Here is a 15934-nt window from a genome sequence, read left to right on the forward strand (position 1 = left end):
GTTATGCCACCGGAATCGACGGGTCGGCCGCTGCCAGGGCAATGGCGCGATCAGCCACCGGCGGGTAGATCCACACGGTATTGATCTGGGTCTTGAGTTCCTTGGCTTCCTGCCCGACCAGTTTCAGCTGGCGATCCCAGCCTTCGGTGTACACCGCGCCCCAGGCGCCCAGGTCCAGGCATGTCACGTATTTGGGTTGGCTGTAAGCGGTCGGCGCAACGCCGATCAGGTCTGCCGCCACGTTGTTACCGGCGTAACGGCCCAGGGAAATAGCGTGCTGACAGGACATTCCGGCGAAATTTCCGATGTCGTCGCAGGCGGCATAGGCGACGTCGCCCGCAGCGAACACGTCGTTCAAACCCTTGACCTTGAGGTTGCCATCCACATGCAGGCGGCCTTGTGGGTCGCGGGTGCCGGTAACCTGTTGAGTGAGCGGGCTGGCCCGGAAACCCACGGTCCAGATCACTGTTTTCGACTCGATCCGCTGGCCGTCGGCCAACGTGACGCCGTTGGCATCGACCGAAGCAACGGAGGCGTTGAGCACCCATTCGATGCCCAGTTTCTCGGAAGCCTCGATAATCGAAGGACGAATGCCATCGCCCATCGATGCGGCAATCTGCGGACCGCGATCAACAACGATCACGCGGATAGCGGCATCGTCGCCCAGGGCTGCACGCAGTCGCGCTGGCATTTCAGTAGCGGTTTCGATCCCGGTGAAGCCACCGCCGGCGACCACGACCGTATTGCGTGCAGCACTGGCAGGCTGGTTCTTCAGGGCCTTGATGTGGGCTTCGAGCTCGGTCGCCTGTTCGATCTTGTCGACGTCGAAAGCGTGTTCGAGCATGCCTTCCAGATCCGGACGAACCACCCGGCTACCGGCGGCCATCACCAGGCGGTCGTAGCTCAATTTGCCCTGTGTGCCGAACACATCGCTGTAGGTGACCTGCTTGTTTTGCGCATCAATGCCGTCGGCCGAGCCCTGGACGAACTTCACGCCAACGGCGTCGAACAGATCGCCAAGCGGGGCCATTTTGCTGTGTACATCCGCTTCGTAGAAGCGCGGACGGATGCGCAGTTCGGCCTGAGGTGCCAGAACAGTGATTTGCACGTCATTACGATCATGCTTGTCCAACAGACGGGCCGCGCCCAGTGCGCTCCAGACCCCACCGAACCCTGCGCCAATAATGAGAATATGCTGTTTCATGGGTATGCTCCTGAGACAAAGTTATTAGTGCGAATAGTTGTCTGTTTAAGCGTGACCGTAAGTGCGGTGGTTATCGAAGTGCATGCTTCAATGGTTGACCGCAAGAACAACTCAAGGCCGGTTCGCTGTAGAAGATAATATCCAGAGGCAAAGGGCAGGGCACTTCTACATAGGGTCAGTGCCCACACGCCTAGGTGTGAAGTCGATATACCAAAGTATTAAAATGAATGAAGTCGCAGAAACAATGGATTCATGAACGGGTGCTATCAGGCGCGGAAAGTATCCGCCTGGTTATCCAATACGCTATTGATGCAGGCGATCAATGGGGCGCAGGGAAAAGGCTTTGGGAAGAACGCAATCGGTTCGACGGCCTGGGCACTGATCGGTGGCGGCTCGCCCGGCAGTCCGGTAATGAAGATGACCGGAATGTGCAGGCCTTTGATGGATAACGTTTCATACATCTGAATCCCTGACAGACCGGGCATTTGTATGTCGGAAATTAGGCAAGAAGTATTTTGCGGCCCGCTGGACGCGAGGAATTCTTCGGCACTGGAATACGTCCGGACGGTAAATCCATTGGAGCGCAGTAGACTGTCCAGCGCTATTCGAACTGATTCGTCGTCGTCGACAATGGAAATGATGGCCGTATTAGACATTTCGGTACCTGGGGTGATATCGGCTGCCTCATGAAAGGCGCCGCCATCGCTGCAAGATACGCTGTCCTGAGGGGGGGCATAGTATACGTGGGTATGAACGCCTTTCACTGAGGGCGGGTTACCCCAAGGGTTTCGGCCATGCGTACCAGGTCGGCGAACGAGCGTGCGGCCATTTTGCGCATCGCCTGGCCCCGGTGAATCTTGACGGTGATCTCGCTCAAACTGATTTCGCCGGCGATCTGTTTGTTCATCAGGCCGGACACTGCGTATGCCATCACCGTCTGCTCCCTCGCGGTCAGGGTTGCATAGCGGTTGCGCAGTTCGTCGTTGCCGCGCTCGGACTCGCGACGCACTTTGTCCCGCGCATGGGCGGCGGAGACGGCATCTATCAGATCCTGCTCGCGAAAAGGCTTGGCCAGAAAATCCACCGCACCGGCTTTCATGGCCCGCACGGTCATGGCGATATCACCGTGCCCGGTCATGAACACGATTGGTAAATTGATATTGGCCGCCACCAGCTCGTTCTGGAAATCCAGCCCGCTGGCGCCTTGCAAGCGCACATCCAGCACCAGGCAGCTGGGTATGTCGGGGCGGGTGAACTTCATGAAGTCGCCCACCGAACCGAACAGCTCTACCTGAAGGCCTATGGAGCGCAGCAGGCTGCCGAGGGATTCACGCAGGGGCGCGTCGTCGTCGACGATGAAGACCATGGGTTCGGTGTTGATGACTCTGTTCATGGGGTGATGTTCGTTCACGGGGCTTCCCTGGGGTGATTGTCCTGACTCAGAGGAATGAAAACACGCACGCCGGGTTCAGATTCCTATGCGCCAGCGTCACATTAATCCCATGCCGGACCGCTGACACTCCTACCACCAGACGATCCGCTAACACCAAAATACACAGGCTTCATACTTTGGTATGAGCGGGGGTCTGGACTCAACTGGCCAGTACCGGCAGCGCGAAGCGGAACGAGGTGCCTTGGCCCACTTCACTGGTGACCCAGATCCTGCCGCCGTGATAGTCGATGATCGACCGGCAGATCGACAGGCCCATGCCCAGACCGCTTTCCTTGGTGGTGAAAAACGCAGTGAACAGTGAAGGCAGCACATCCGGCTTGATGCCTGAACCATGGTCCGTCACTTCCAGCACGGCTTCGTTGTCCTGGACCCAGGTGCTGACGTGCAAAATCCGGTCACGCGCCTTGATCGCCTCCATGGCATGGCAGGCATTGATGATCAGGTTGATGATTACCTGCTGCAGTTGCACCCGATCAGCGCTGATCTGCACGTTGACCGCCGTCAGCTCGATTTTCGCGCTGATCTTGTGATGCCCCAACTCATGCTGAACCAGGCCCAGCGTCTCGCTGACGATGTCATCCAGCGACTCGTCCCGGCGCAGCGGATCGGATTTGCGCGACAGCGCCCTGACCCGGCTGATGACATCGCTGGCCCGACAGGAACTGGCGATGATGCGATCCAGCGACAGGCGGGCTTCGTCCAGATCGGGTTCCGGCCGGTCGATCCAGCGGCGACAGGCTTCGCCACTGCTGGTGATGGCGGTCAGCGGCTGGTTGACTTCATGCGCGATGGAGGCTGCCAGTTCGCCGAGTGAGGTCACGCGGGTGACGTGGGCCAGCTGCATCTGTGCGCGGAACAAACCCTCTTCGGCCTGCTTGCTGGCGGTGATGTCCATCACCGCGCCGAGGTATTCGACGTGGCCCTTATGGGCGGATTGAGGGCTGGCGATCATATGGATGTGCTTGACGCGACCGTCGGGCATCAACAGGCGGTGTCTGACTTCTATCTGCGGCTCATGCCGCGCCGCTTTGGCGAAAACCTCGTGGGCCAGATAACGGTCATCGGGATGAGTCCGCTCCAGAATCATCGACGCCGTGGGTTCTTCGCCCAGAGGGTATTCGAAAATCCTCGCCAGCTCGTCCGACCAGGACATCGCTTCACTGTCGCCGCTGAAGGTCACGCTGCCGGTCTGGCTCAGACGCTGGGCGCCGATCAGATAGGCTTCGTTATGGCGCAGGGTGTCGGACGCGTACTTGCTGCGCAGGGCCAGGAAAGTGATGGCTGACAAGGCGGTGAGACAGCGGAAAAACCCCGTGGTCGATTCCCAGCGTTGATAACCGCCGTTGTAAACATAAATGGCGGTCAACAGCATGATGCACATCACCGCGACGCTGATCACCAGGTTGATCGAAAACAGGTTGGCCGCCATCAGCAGCAACGTGATGTAAAGGATGGTCGGCGCCCAGTCGGTATGGGTTTCGGAATTGATGATGACAATGCCGCACGCCACGATCAAACCCACCACCCAGCCCAGGCCATTGACCCACGGATTGGGGCTGATGCCGATCGGTCGACGGGAGTTTATCCGGTGCGGGTCATACGCCATGTTGCCGTACAGGCGCCTGAAAAAAAGCGGCCAGCGGCTGAGTACATCCGAAGACCTGTTGTTTTTCATGTCGGTCATACACTTCTGTTATCGGAGATAGAGGCATTGTGAGGCTAATTTATAGCAATTCTTCTCATTTGAATGGGTATAAAACCCTGAATTTCGGCCATGTTTCAACCTGAGTCGTATGGCTGAACCTCTAAAGCATATCGGCCCACGCCAGTGCTGCCCGAAATCCGGTAAAAAATTCCGGGGTGCCGCGGTTGTACATACCCAAGTATGTACGGACGCACCCAAGGGATGAGTGAGATGACCTCAGGTAGGACAGACGTGCGCCACCGCCCTGCATAACCTGTTCATACACCGCGCATTGCTGCTCCGGCTTGAGGGGAATGGCGAAGCGACGTTCATATTCACTTCAGTTACTGGCTTCGGCCTGGGCGGCTACCATGATGAACAGAAATGACCTGCGTCGTGCTGACATCAACTTGCTGGTTGTCTTCGAATCCATGATGCACGAGCGCAATGTCAGTCGTGTCGGCGAGAAGCTGTTCCTCGGCCAACCGACCATCAGCAGCGCACTTGGGCGTCTGCGCTTGATGTTCGATGATCCACTGTTTGTTCGCTCAGGCCGCAGCATGGAGCCTACTTCGCGGGCCGAAGAGATCTTCTCCAGGCTTTCTCCGGCACTGGACAGCATTGCTGCCGCGCTGAGTCGCTGCCAGGCATTCGATCCGGCTTCCAGCGAGGCCACCTTTCATATCGGCCTCTCCGACGACGTCGAATACGCGTTGCTCCCCGTTCTGTTGCGTCGTCTGCGCAGCGAAGCGCCTAACATGGCGCTGGTGGTGCGGCGAGCCGATCACTGGCAGATGTCACAGATGCTGATTTCCGGGGAGATTTCCCTGGGTATCAGCCAGACCCTGGAGCTGCCGGCCAATGCCCGCCGCAAAGGCCTGCGGCCGATTCGGCCCATGCTTTTGCGCGCTGATGGCCAGCCCGGCGAACTGGGCCTGGATGAATTCTGTCGTCGTCCCCACGCTGTCGTATCGTCCATGGGCAATGTCATCGACGATTCCGACCGCGCCCTGGGCTTGATCGGCCGGCAGCGCAAAGTCGTGCTGGCCGTGCCGCAGTTCAGCGCCTTGCCGATGTTGCTGGCCGACAGCGACATGATCGCCATCGTGCCGGACTACGTCGCTCTGGCGATGTCCGGTTCCGGCGGATTGAGAGCCGAGTTCGCCCCGCTAGAGCTGCCGCAGCAGGAGCTTTCGATGGTCTGGCGCGCAGCGACCCACAATGATCCGGGTGAACGCTGGTTGCGCGCGCGCTGCAGCGCATTCCTTGGCGAGCAAACCGAAGTGCAGATCCACCCTGCAATGAACCGGTCCTTTATTTCCGCTGTGGCATGAATCGGCCCCAGGCGGGCTGATGGAGTGGCTTTGTGTTGACGTTCCTGCAGGCGCATCCGCTGATTTTCGGCACCTTCCTGATCGTTATCGACCTGTCGCTGTGGCAGATCCTTGGCAATGCTCGGCGCAACCTGCGCATGTGTGCGCGCCTGCTGGCGTTCGTAGCGTTCTGCTGGGTGATGATGGCGGCAGGTATCAGCCCGCTGCAGCCACCGCTGTGGCCGGACGATGCGATCCTGAACCTGATGGCGACCGTATTGGGCGTTGCCTGGTGGTTGTTCGCCGCCCGAACCCTGACGGTGATCATGGGTCATGGCCTGATGTCGCGGGTCGGTCATACCGCGCGCCTGTTGCATGATGTGATCGGCGCAGTGGTGTTCCTGCTGGCCATCGTCGGCGCCGCCGCTTATATCCTGCAATTGCCGGTCAAAGGGTTGCTGGCCACGTCTGGGGTGATGGCCATCGTCGTCGGTCTTGCCCTGCAGAGTACGTTGAGCGACGTGTTCTCCGGCATCGTGCTTAACACGACCAAGCCTTATCAGCTCGATGACTGGATCAGCATTGACGGGGTTGAAGGCAAGGTTGTGGAAATTGACTGGCGCTCCACTCATCTGCTGACCGATCAAGGCAGCATGGCCGTGGTCCCCAATTCTTTGGCCGCCAAGGCCAAGGTGCTGAACTTCAGCAGTCCGGGCAGCGCGCATGGCGTCAGTATCACCATTGCCATTCCCAGCAGCGTGCGGCCGCGCCAGGCGCTCGATGCGCTGGATAAAGCCCTGCGCGGCACGCGTGCGTTGTTGCCCGGGCGCAAGGCCAAGGCATCAGTCAAGGCTTCCCATCTGGAATACAACGAATACGAACTCAAAGGTTTCATCGAGTCGATCGCGCACAAAACCGAAGTGCGCAACCTGATGTTCGACCTCGCGCACCGTCATCTCGAAGCATCAGGCGTCACCTGGGGTTCCGGCCCGACCTCCCTGGCCTGGACTCGCCAGCGCCGGCTGCTGGAAGAGGTGCGGATCTTCCGTTCCTTGAGCCAGGACGACCGTGACCGACTCGCCGCCGACATGAGCCCGGTGGATTACCAGGCCGACCAGGTCATACTCGCATTCGATGACATTGCCGATAGCCTGATGGTGATCAGCACCGGGGTTATCTCGGTGTCGATCCACGACGGCGAGCGGTTCATTGAAGTGGGTCGATTGGGGCCGGGTGAAGTGATCGGCGAAGAAGGCATCCTGGGTGACGGCCGCTCACGCGGCGAGTTCCGCAGCCTCACCAGCGGCCGTTTGTTCCGCATCGAAAAGGCCACGTTTGGTGCGCAACTGGAGCATTGCCGGGAACTCTACCTGGCACTCGACAACTTGCAGCACCAACGCGAAGAAATCCGCGAGTCGGTGGTGATGAAAACGCCGATTCAAGTCAGGAAAACGGGATTTCTGGGCTGGTTGCAGAAACGCTAAGTCCGCCTCGCCAACAACGCTTTCTTGAACCCATTGTTTGCCCAGGCAATAACGGGGCTGATTCTCCCAATCAAACGAGTGCAAGCATCATCGTCATCGGGGATATGGCGGGGCAAGGAATAAAACCTGCATTTTTGGCGTAGAACTTTTCAGCCGTTCATTCAGCGGGTGAACGATCATGGCTGTTGAACCGATTCCAGCTGACGCGGCGAGCGCACGCTCAATTGCGTCCTGCAACAGATCAACAGCAATCCCCTGTCCTTGTGCGTCGATGCTCACGCCCATTTGCCCAAGAATGGTTACAGGGTGCTGAACTGGAGAGTGCTGCCACGTCGATCAAGTTGCGTTTACTGATATTGGCTCGCATGTTGATAGCGACGGTTTTTCATTGGGTACTTCTGAAGTTATTGTGCGCATGGTGATTGCCTTTGGTTTTGGCCCCGACTCAATTGCTGCTTTGCTTGGCGAGGCCAATGACAAGTCAGTTGTGTAGCTTTTGTGTAGCTTTTGTGTAGCTGGGCGTAGCTGATAGCGTTACGAGCTGTCGAAAAAAACGCTGACCGGGTCAGGCCCGATCAGCGTTTTTCAAGGTTTTCAGCAAGAGCGAATCAAGGCTGGCCTGGCAGCACCGCTTCATTCACCGGCAGCCTGGCGGACGACCACAGCAACCCGCTGACGAACTGCCAGATTACCGCGAAGGCGCCGATCATGAAGACAACGTCGCCGAACGTTCTGAACCAGCGCAGGGTTTGCAGCAAATCTCCCTGCATGAAGGCTTCGCTGCGTGCGTACCACAAACCCTGGCTGGCACTGGCGTAGAACTGGATCAGGCCAATCGGCAGCAGGCTGGTCAAGATCATCAGCAGCAGGCCGCCATTGAGCCACCAGAAGGCAACTTTCATCAGCCGCTCATTGAACCGCAGGTCAGGACGGATATAGCGCAGGATCAGCAAGCCGAACCCCAGCGCCAGAAAGCCGTAGACGCCAAACAGTGCCGCATGGGCATGCAGGGGCGTGGTGTTGAGTCCTTGAATGTAGAACAGCGAGATAGGCGGGTTGATCAGAAAGCCGAATACCCCGGCGCCGAGCATGTTCCAGAATGCGCAGGCGACGAAAAACTGCAGCGGCCAGCGGACGCGCTCCATCCACGGGGCCCGGTCCTTCAAGCGCCAGTTTTCCCAGGCTTCATGCCCCAGCAGAATCAACGGCACGACCTCCAGAGCACTGAAAGTCGCGCCCACGGCCATCACCGGCGTGGTGGTGCCGGCAAAGTACATGTGATGGAAAGTGCCCGGTACGCCGCCCAGCATGAACAATGAGGCCGAGGCGAGGGTGGCGGTGGTCGCCAGTTTTCTCGACACCAGGCCCATGCTGGTGAAGATAAAGGCCAGCGCACTGGTGGCGAACACCTCGAAGAAGCCTTCAACCCACAGATGTACCACCCACCAACGCCAGTATTCCATGACCGAAAGGTGCGTCCGTTCGCCATAAAACAGACCGGCGCCGTAAAACAGGCCGATGGCAATGACCGAGCACGCCAACAGCGCGAGCAGGTTCTTGTCCCCCGGATTGCGCAGGGCTGGCACCATGCCGCGCAGCATCAACACCAGCCAGAACACGATCCCGACAAACTTGCCGATTTGCCACACCCGGCCAAGGTCCACGTATTCATAACCCTGGTGGCCCAGCCAGAAACTCCACTCGGCCGGCATCAGTTGCGCGATGGCCAGGAAGTTGCCGGTATAAGAACCAATGACCACCACGACCAGCGCCCAGAACAGCAGATCAACTCCCAGCTTCTGCCATTTTGGATCCTTGCCACCGTTGATGATCGGCGCCAAAAACAGTCCGGCAGCCAGAAAGCCCGTGGCAATCCAGAACATCGCGCTTTGCAGATGCCAGGTGCGGGTCAGCGAATAGGGGAAACACTTGGACAGGGGCAGGCCGTAGAAATCCTGGCCCTCAACGGTGTAATGCGCCGTCAGGCCGCCCATCATGACCTGGAAACCAAACAGCGCGCCCACCAGCAACAGGTACTTGCCCAAGGCTTTTTGTGACGCAGTCAGAGTCAACAGACAGATGGGGTCATGGCTCGGCACGACCGGCTCGGCTTCGTCATGTTTGCGCAGGAAGGCCCAGGCCCAGACCAGGAAACCCACCCCGGCAAGCAGCACGATGATGCTGACCATGGACCAGATCATGTTTTCCGCAGTGGGAGTGTTGTCGATCAACGGCTCGTGCGGCCAATTGTTGGTGTATGTCGCCGGTTGCCCGTCGCGTTCGGTTGCAGCGGCCCAGGCCGTCCAGAAAAAGAAGCGGGTCATTTGCTGGCGGCGGGCGGGATCAGGCAGCGTGACTTCTTTCATGGCGAAACTGACACGGCTGGCGTGCAGGGCGGGATCGCCGCTGAACAGTGCGTCGTAGTAGCTGGCCGTTTGTGCAATCGCCTGGACCCGGCGATCACTCAAAACCAGCGTCCCGTCGACCACACGGTTGCCCCGGTATTCGCGCTTGAGTTGATGGCGCAGCAAGGCCTGCTGATCGTCGCTGGTCTCGTTGTAGGCTTTGCCATAGGCGTGCTCTGCGGCCAGCTCCAGCCAGGCGGTCAGCTCGCGATGCAACCAGTCAGCTGTCCAGTCCGGCGCCTGATAGGCACCATGGCCCCAGATCGATCCCAACTGCATGCCGCCGATGCTTTGCCACGCGGTTTGACCGTCGAGGATGGTCTTGGCATCGAACAACAGCTGTCCATCGACGCTTTGCACGCGTTCAGGGATAGGCGGCGCCTGGCGGTAGATTTCGCGGCCAAACCAGCCCAACAGGCAAAACGTGATGCCCAGGATGCCGATCAAGCCCCACCATAACTTGCGGTATTCATCCATGAAGCACCTCCATAGTTTGCCGGTTGGAAAGTTTTACTAATCCGCCCCTGAGCCGATTAGTTCGTAATGAGTCCGGATGCATAGCGGTTCCTTGATGTTTATCTGTTGCGGTCAGTGTTCGGAAAACGGGCGCCCCATAAAAAAAGCGCTCAGCCCCAATGGGGTGAGCGCTGAAACCCGGCCATGGAAGGAGAGGCCAAACCGGGGTGTTAGATCAAAGCGGTAAAGCGTATTGATTCGATTGGCCGTCATACAGAAGTCGCGCTGACATCGACGCGTGCAATAACCGGGATTCCAGCAGGTCACTGCGCTGATCGACTACGTTGCCAACGCTGCCAGGCAAATCAGGCGAAAAGAAAAAGGGCAGGTTTATGCGTTCGAGCCAATTGCCCTTTACCTCGATATTGCGCGTCGATACCTGAAGTTCGACGGGTGCGTTTAATACAGACATGGCAATGACTCCGGTCGATGGATAAGACGGTGTGAACCCTGATTTCAGTGCCAGGTCCGGAACTTCCGAGCGGGTTCCGCAGGCGCTGGTGCATGGGTCCAATTTAGCGACTGGCCTGGGTCGCGTCTGTCCTACTCACGGTCGGCTGCGTCATGTATAGGTCTTAGCTATTCATACTCAGGTATGTCTCAGGCCGATTTGCACGGGCCCGGACACCAAAAAGGCCCACCAGAGGGGCCTTCGGGAACGCTGTTTTTTGACAGGTATTGGCTTAATCGAAGTAACTGCCGCTCTCGGCAAGGATTTCCGCAAGGATCGGGAAGTGCTTTTTAGGGGCGGCGCGGGTCGGATCCGTCTGATCGACCTGTGCCAGTGCCGACTGCAGCGTCTGGTGCTGGGACAACCATTCTGGCGTGGCTTTTTCCTCGGGGCTCATGCCTTCCAGGAAACTCAACGCCGCATTGGCACGGCCGACAGGATCATTGGCAAAGGGATCCTTCCAGCCTTTCTTCTGGTCGTCCGGCCCGACGTAATAGCCGGTTGCGAGCCTCGATTGCTGGCGCATCAGGCCTTTGGCCGCATCCTGCTCTTCTGCCGTGAACTTCCCGTCTTTATTGGTGGCGACGGCATTGAGCGAACGCCGGTCAAGATCGCCCATCAGTGAGTTGCGATCCTGATCACTCTTGTCGTAAGGCTTGCCGCTGGCATTCATCAATGCGTATTTGTCATCCATGCGCTTGCGGGCATCGGTGGCCACTTCAGTAAAGGTTTTATCTTTGGAACTGGACACCGTGCCTGGCCTGGATACACCCAGAATCAGCGCGTCGGCATTCATGCCCGAGCGGATGGGGAAGTAAGGCGCATTGCTGCCGATGGCACTGCTGTAATCGCTGGCGGTGCGGGAGAAGCTGACCGCGTCTTCATTGCCGGTTTGCTGGGTGGCCGAGTCATCGTACGCAGGACGTTTCTGCCCATAGGCGGCTGACGCGGTCTGCACCGAATAGGTAGACGCCGACGTCGTCAGGCCCGCTGACGTAGAGATGGTGTTCATTATCCTTCCTTGGCATGCAACGCCCGGGTTGGAGCCTTGGCAGGCTCAATCCCAGGCAAGATACGCAGTCTTGAAGCCGGCTTCATTCATACGTGTGTATAGTCATTGAATTGGATGCATTTCGTAGGACCGGCTCAGCGTGCGACATGCAGGCCAGGTCAAACCACGAAACGCGCGACCATTGCGTTCAGGTCCACTGCCAGCCGTGACAACTCATGACTGGCCGCGCTGGTCTGGTTGGCGCCGGCAGCCGACTGGGTCGCCAGATCGCGGATGTTGACCAGATTGCGGTCCACTTCCCTGGAAACCTGAGCCTGCTCCTCTGACGCACTGGCGATAACCAGGTTGCGTTCGTTGATCTGCGAAATGGCTTCGGTGATCTGCTCCAGTGCGTCGCCAGCAGAGCGCGCCAGTTCAAGCGTCGACTGCGTACGGTTGGTGTTGAGCGCCATGGACTGCACGGCGTTGCCGGTGCCGCTTTGAATCCCGGCCACCATCTGCTCGATCTCCTGAGTGGATTGAGCGGTGCGGTGCGCCAGGGCGCGAACTTCGTCGGCCACTACCGCAAACCCGCGTCCCGCTTCGCCTGCCCGTGCCGCTTCAATCGCCGCGTTGAGGGCCAACAGGTTGGTCTGCTCGGCGATGGAGCGAATTACATCCAGCACCTTGCCGATATCCCGACCTTGCTCGGCCAGGCCTTCGACCAGATTGGAGGTGGTTTGCACGTCCTGAGTCATGGCCTGAATGGCCTTGACGGTTTCGAGCACTTTATCGCGGCCCTGGCGTGCCGTCTGATTCGACGCCTGGGAAGCCTCGGAGGTCGAGACCGCGTTGCGCGCGACTTCTTCCACCGCGGCGGTCATCTCGTTGACGGCGGTGGCCGCCTGTTCGATCTCGTTATTTTGCTGCTGCAGTCCTCGTGAGGACTCTTCAGTGACGGCGCTCAATTCTTCGGCCGCCGAGGCCAGTTGCGTGGCAGATCCGGAAATCTGTTCAATGGTCTGGCGCAGATTGCGCTGCATGATTGCCAGTGCTTCAAGCAAGCGGGCGGATTCATCCTTGCCATCGACCTCGATGGGCATGGTGAGGTTGCCCCCGGCAATATCCTGTGCCGCGCGCACAGCCCGGTTCAGAGGCGTCACGATGCTGCGGGTCAACAGCCAGGCCAACAACACAGTCAACAGTGCCGCAGCGACCGCCACGGCAATGATCGCCTTGATAGCCCCGCTGTATTGCTCACCGGCAATTTTTGAATCCGCGCTGGCATTGGTCTTGTTAATCGCCACCAATTTTCTGAGTTGCTCACCCATCAAGTCCGAACCGTCCTTCATCCGGGAGTTGATCAGTGTCCGCATCTCGTCGACTTTATCTTGCCGCGACAGCTCCAGCGCCTCGTTTTGCGCGACCAGGTACTTGTCCAGCGTGGCATCGAATTGTTTATACAAATCAAGTTCTTCGCCTGCAGAAGGCAGTGCCGCGTAGTTGCTTTTGGCTTGCTGAACTTTGCCGGCAAGCTCACGCATTCTTTCGTCGGTGCCTTTTAATAGCGCGGGCTCACGATTGATCAAAATACGGAATGAGGTAATGCGCAAACGCAACACGTTTTCCGTGATATCCCCAAGGTAGCCTACGCTGGGCAGACTATTCGTCTCCATCTGAATAGTCGCTTCCCGGATGACAGACATCCGATTGAGGGCAAAAAAACCCAGAGCAATGACCAACAAAGCGATAAATGCAAATCCCAGAAACGCCCGCGGTGCGATATTTATATTTCTCAGGTACATGAATTATTCTCATTGGAAGACAACGAAATGCACTCCGTGCGTCGTTCGTTAACAAGTAGACAGGCTTGTCAACGCGGGCGCGACTGCAAAAGAGTCCGGGCACCCTTTAACAGTATCGGCCAGTCATGAGAAATATTTTGTATAACCAGAATTATATTTTCTGACTTGAAACTTCAGTCAGGAAGGCAATGGATGCTATGGGCAATCCGGTTTGCAAAAAATGGGTAGGGCTGGAGTCGCCTCCGAAAAAAGCCCCAGCCGACCTCAACCTACCTGCTGCCTTGAAGGCAAGCCGCTCGCACTCCGTCGCTTTCGGCCAGAAGGAGCAAGCCGTAGCGAACCACTCTGCCACGCGCATGCGTACGACCCGTCAGGCCGTGCACTCCTTAGCGAGCCAAGCACTACACACCTTTTAGCTTCGGACGGTGTCGACGAAGAAATCATCCTTGGCCGTCAAACCGGAGGCGCCATGCTGCTCTACCAGTTTCGTAAAGGCGCCAGTGCGTGGCGCCTGATCATCAACCTTTCGAAGACCGTCGCCGACAGTCTGGGGAGGATTGAGGCGCTCGACGAACAGCGCCCCGGCATCTGAGCGGTCAGTCCTCACCAGGCGATGAATCCGGTCATGCCGAGAACGCCGACGTCTGCGACGGCCCGCCATGTCGTTTGGCAGGAGGCACAGATCAGACCTGCGCCATGCCGCCGTCAACCGGCAGCTCGGCCCCGGTGATGAAGCTGCTTTGGTCGCTGACGAGGAACAGCGCGGCCGAGGCCACTTCGTCGGCACGCCCCATACGGCCGAGCGGGATCAGCTTCTTCAGCGTCTCGCGGACCTCGTCGGACGCCGCCGCCATCATGGCGGTGTCGGTTGGTCCCGGTGCCACGACGTTGACACGGATGTTGCGGGGCGCTAGCTCGTTGGCCCAGGTCCGCCCCAACGAGCGCACGGCGGCCTTGGTTGCCCCGTAGACGCCATAGCCTTTTGTGCCGATCGCGTCGGCGATCGAGCCCACCAACACGATCGAGCCACCATCCGGCATAATCGCCGTCGCAGCCTTGGCGGCAAACAGCAGCGCGCGCACGTTGAGGTCGAAGGTCCGGTCGAAATGGTCCTCGCTGATGTCGTTGAGGGTCGCGAACTCGGAGATGCCGACGTTGACGGCGAGCACGTCCACCCGTCCGGCCTCGCTGCCCACCGCCTCGAAGAAAGCGGCGAGCGCCGTCAAGTCGGAAGCATCGACTCGGCGCGCACGCAGCTTGCCGGCTCCAAGCTCGGCCTCCCCGTCTTCGGCGCGGCGACTGGTTGCATAAACGGTGGCGCCTTCCGCCGCGAACCGCTCTGCGATAGCGCCACCGATGCCGCCATGGCCTCCGACCACGACGGCGATTTTTCCTGAAAGCCTGCTCATACGCCCACCCATCGCTAATAGTGACGAACAAGGTATCATTCCTATATCTAATCACAAGAAGGCACCAGATGGTGCTTAGATATTGAGGCGTATACCCATGTCCAAAGACGTTCTCGAACTGCCGCTTGATGTCACCGCGACGCGGCCCATCCTCGAACATATCGCCAATAAGTGGACGGTGCTGATCCTGAGCGTCCTCTGCACGCAACCGGCGCGGTTCAACGACCTCAAGCGCCGCCTCGACGGCATCACCCACAGGCTTTGTCTGACGCATTGAAGCGTTTGGAGCGCAACGGCCTTATCAGTCGCAAAGTCCTGCCGACGCGCCCGATCGGTGTCGAATACACAATTACCGCTCTTGGCTGCTCGCTACGCGAGCCCTTTGCTGCCCTTTACAACTGGTCGCTCGCCAACGGCCCCGCGCTGGAAAGAGCGCAGTGTGCCTATGACCTATCAAGCAGCAGCAACGGAGGGTTAGAGGAGATTTAGTAACCAAAGGGCGTGCTACCTCCTTGGATCTAGGGAAAATAGGAAAAGGCAGCCCGACGACTGGCAGGCTTCGGCAGTAGTAGAAGCAGGGCACTTTCGACCCTCTAGGTCGAGAAGGGTAAACGGGGAATGGATCTATCGCGGCACCCGGTCATGCGTCAGCCGGCAGAGCCACCTCTTGCCCCATACTTTTTAGATTTTCTAGCTTTGAAAACTCTCAAGCATTCTACGTTCGGCATGCTGACTAGTGCAGAACCTGTAATAGCATTAGCTATCGGAGTTATAACGCTGGGTCAAACACTGACCTATCTTCAGGTAGCCGGATTATCTCTAGTTGTATTTGCCAATGCTGCCAACATAACTGATCCTGACAGAGCGGAAGAGGTTTAAATGAATTATTTTAGTATAGATCAGCTAGCACCTGAAAATACCGGTAACGTGCTACGCCAACGTCAGACATCGCTTTAACTTCGCCGGCGCAAGCAGTAGCGATGGTCACCAAACATCTACCGGCCGGTGTTTAGCGTTCGCTAAGCACAAGGCGGCGAGATGTGATTATTGGACGCTTGCATTTTTATAACCGAAAGCGGTGCTCAATACTTAGCAAAGTCTCGGCCCTTTGCAGTTTCGGCCTCAGCCTTTTCCTGCGCTTGGCGGGCGGCGTCGCGTGAGGCCAGGATAGCTGTATGCGTTTCCTTTGTCGCGAGTTCACCTTTGCTCCATAGCTGGT

Annotated in this window: 14 protein-coding genes and 2 pseudogenes; 5 read left to right on the top strand and 11 right to left on the bottom strand. The window is 58.3% G+C overall.

Annotated elements, in window-relative coordinates; genetic code table 11:
* Position 1 precedes the first annotated feature (1 nt).
* From CFII64_RS28450 to CFII64_RS28465, 4 genes are all read right to left on the bottom strand, one after another.
* Entirely contained in the window at positions 2-1204 is a 1203-nt protein-coding gene (locus tag CFII64_RS28450) for an NAD(P)/FAD-dependent oxidoreductase (protein ID WP_020294350.1), read from the bottom strand.
* A gap of 266 nt (positions 1205-1470) precedes the next feature.
* Positions 1471-1968 carry a response regulator transcription factor gene (locus CFII64_RS28455; protein ID WP_371106477.1) on the bottom strand — a complete coding sequence of 166 codons (498 nt, stop codon included), beginning with the start codon at positions 1966-1968 and terminating at the stop codon, positions 1471-1473.
* Positions 1965-2597, bottom strand: coding sequence for a response regulator transcription factor (locus CFII64_RS28460; protein ID WP_020294352.1), 633 nt, complete (start codon positions 2595-2597; stop codon positions 1965-1967). Before CFII64_RS28460 ends, CFII64_RS28455 begins: the two co-directional genes overlap by 4 nt.
* 199 nt (positions 2598-2796) lie before the next feature.
* Positions 2797-4341 carry a sensor histidine kinase gene (locus CFII64_RS28465; protein ID WP_020294353.1) on the bottom strand — a complete coding sequence of 515 codons (1545 nt, stop codon included), beginning with the start codon at positions 4339-4341 and terminating at the stop codon, positions 2797-2799.
* 371 nt (positions 4342-4712) lie between these two features.
* On the opposite strand from CFII64_RS28465, the gene CFII64_RS28470 reads away from it, so the two are divergent.
* Positions 4713-5675 (top strand): LysR family transcriptional regulator, encoded by a 963-nt coding sequence (locus CFII64_RS28470; protein ID WP_044901806.1) that lies wholly within the window; start codon positions 4713-4715, stop codon positions 5673-5675.
* 32 nt (positions 5676-5707) lie between these two features.
* Positions 5708-7138 carry a mechanosensitive ion channel family protein gene (locus tag CFII64_RS28475; RefSeq protein WP_020294355.1) on the top strand — a complete coding sequence of 477 codons (1431 nt, stop codon included), beginning with the start codon at positions 5708-5710 and terminating at the stop codon, positions 7136-7138.
* A gap of 93 nt (positions 7139-7231) precedes the next feature.
* Here the strand turns inward: CFII64_RS28475 and CFII64_RS29970 are convergent, their stop codons facing one another.
* The 6 genes and pseudogenes from CFII64_RS29970 to CFII64_RS30685 all read right to left on the bottom strand — a co-directional run.
* Positions 7232-7417, bottom strand: coding sequence for a hypothetical protein (locus CFII64_RS29970; protein ID WP_156883318.1), 186 nt, complete (start codon positions 7415-7417; stop codon positions 7232-7234).
* A gap of 329 nt (positions 7418-7746) precedes the next feature.
* Positions 7747-10020, bottom strand: a complete 2274-nt coding sequence (locus CFII64_RS28480; RefSeq protein ID WP_020294356.1) for a nitric-oxide reductase large subunit — start codon at positions 10018-10020, stop codon at positions 7747-7749.
* A 214-nt stretch (positions 10021-10234) separates the two neighbouring features.
* Positions 10235-10471, bottom strand: a complete 237-nt coding sequence (locus tag CFII64_RS28485; protein WP_020294357.1) for a hypothetical protein — start codon at positions 10469-10471, stop codon at positions 10235-10237.
* 271 nt (positions 10472-10742) lie between these two features.
* Positions 10743-11522 carry a hypothetical protein gene (locus CFII64_RS28490; protein ID WP_020294358.1) on the bottom strand — a complete coding sequence of 260 codons (780 nt, stop codon included), beginning with the start codon at positions 11520-11522 and terminating at the stop codon, positions 10743-10745.
* Positions 11523-11680: 158 nt separating this feature from the next.
* The gene (locus tag CFII64_RS30680; protein WP_371106479.1) at positions 11681-12544 is read right to left on the bottom strand and encodes a methyl-accepting chemotaxis protein; all 864 of its coding nucleotides are present in this window, start codon (positions 12542-12544) and stop codon (positions 11681-11683) included.
* A pseudogene (locus CFII64_RS30685) lies at positions 12536-13306 on the bottom strand (MCP four helix bundle domain-containing protein); the annotation flags it as partial. The gene CFII64_RS30680 and the pseudogene CFII64_RS30685, both read right to left, overlap by 9 nt.
* A gap of 469 nt (positions 13307-13775) precedes the next feature.
* Here CFII64_RS30685 and CFII64_RS30405 point away from each other — a divergent pair.
* Positions 13776-13898 carry a hypothetical protein gene (locus CFII64_RS30405; protein WP_020294361.1) on the top strand — a complete coding sequence of 41 codons (123 nt, stop codon included), beginning with the start codon at positions 13776-13778 and terminating at the stop codon, positions 13896-13898.
* A gap of 91 nt (positions 13899-13989) precedes the next feature.
* Here CFII64_RS30405 and CFII64_RS28505 read toward each other — a convergent pair whose 3' ends face one another.
* Positions 13990-14715 carry an SDR family NAD(P)-dependent oxidoreductase gene (locus tag CFII64_RS28505; RefSeq protein WP_044901775.1) on the bottom strand — a complete coding sequence of 242 codons (726 nt, stop codon included), beginning with the start codon at positions 14713-14715 and terminating at the stop codon, positions 13990-13992.
* A gap of 97 nt (positions 14716-14812) precedes the next feature.
* On the opposite strand from CFII64_RS28505, the pseudogene CFII64_RS28510 reads away from it, so the two are divergent.
* Both CFII64_RS28510 and CFII64_RS30690 read left to right on the top strand, forming a co-directional pair.
* A pseudogene (locus CFII64_RS28510) lies at positions 14813-15204 on the top strand (winged helix-turn-helix transcriptional regulator).
* A 153-nt stretch (positions 15205-15357) separates the two neighbouring features.
* Positions 15358-15594 (top strand): EamA family transporter, encoded by a 237-nt coding sequence (locus CFII64_RS30690; RefSeq protein WP_177325464.1) that lies wholly within the window; start codon positions 15358-15360, stop codon positions 15592-15594.
* Positions 15595-15934: the final 340 nt, after the last annotated feature.

Origin of the sequence: Pseudomonas sp. CFII64 (genome assembly GCF_000416235.1) — a bacterium.
GTDB lineage: Bacteria > Pseudomonadota > Gammaproteobacteria > Pseudomonadales > Pseudomonadaceae > Aquipseudomonas.

What these genes read in the sequence shown, in the direction of transcription:
- CFII64_RS28490 (WP_020294358.1), bottom strand. Translation starts at nt 11,522, where the DNA reads ATGAACACCATCTCTACGTCAGCGGGCCTGACGACGTCGGCGTCTACC.
- CFII64_RS30405 (WP_020294361.1), top strand. Translation starts at nt 13,776, where the DNA reads ATGCTGCTCTACCAGTTTCGTAAAGGCGCCAGTGCGTGGCGCCTGATC.
- CFII64_RS28480 (WP_020294356.1), bottom strand. Translation starts at nt 10,020, where the DNA reads ATGGATGAATACCGCAAGTTATGGTGGGGCTTGATCGGCATCCTGGGC.
- CFII64_RS28485 (WP_020294357.1), bottom strand. Translation starts at nt 10,471, where the DNA reads ATGTCTGTATTAAACGCACCCGTCGAACTTCAGGTATCGACGCGCAAT.
- CFII64_RS30680 (WP_371106479.1), bottom strand. Translation starts at nt 12,544, where the DNA reads ATGCAGCGCAATCTGCGCCAGACCATTGAACAGATTTCCGGATCTGCC.
- CFII64_RS28460 (WP_020294352.1), bottom strand. Translation starts at nt 2,597, where the DNA reads ATGAACAGAGTCATCAACACCGAACCCATGGTCTTCATCGTCGACGAC.
- CFII64_RS30690 (WP_177325464.1), top strand. Translation starts at nt 15,358, where the DNA reads ATGCGTCAGCCGGCAGAGCCACCTCTTGCCCCATACTTTTTAGATTTT.
- CFII64_RS28450 (WP_020294350.1), bottom strand. Translation starts at nt 1,204, where the DNA reads ATGAAACAGCATATTCTCATTATTGGCGCAGGGTTCGGTGGGGTCTGG.
- CFII64_RS28505 (WP_044901775.1), bottom strand. Translation starts at nt 14,715, where the DNA reads ATGAGCAGGCTTTCAGGAAAAATCGCCGTCGTGGTCGGAGGCCATGGC.
- CFII64_RS28465 (WP_020294353.1), bottom strand. Translation starts at nt 4,341, where the DNA reads ATGACCGACATGAAAAACAACAGGTCTTCGGATGTACTCAGCCGCTGG.
- CFII64_RS28470 (WP_044901806.1), top strand. Translation starts at nt 4,713, where the DNA reads ATGATGAACAGAAATGACCTGCGTCGTGCTGACATCAACTTGCTGGTT.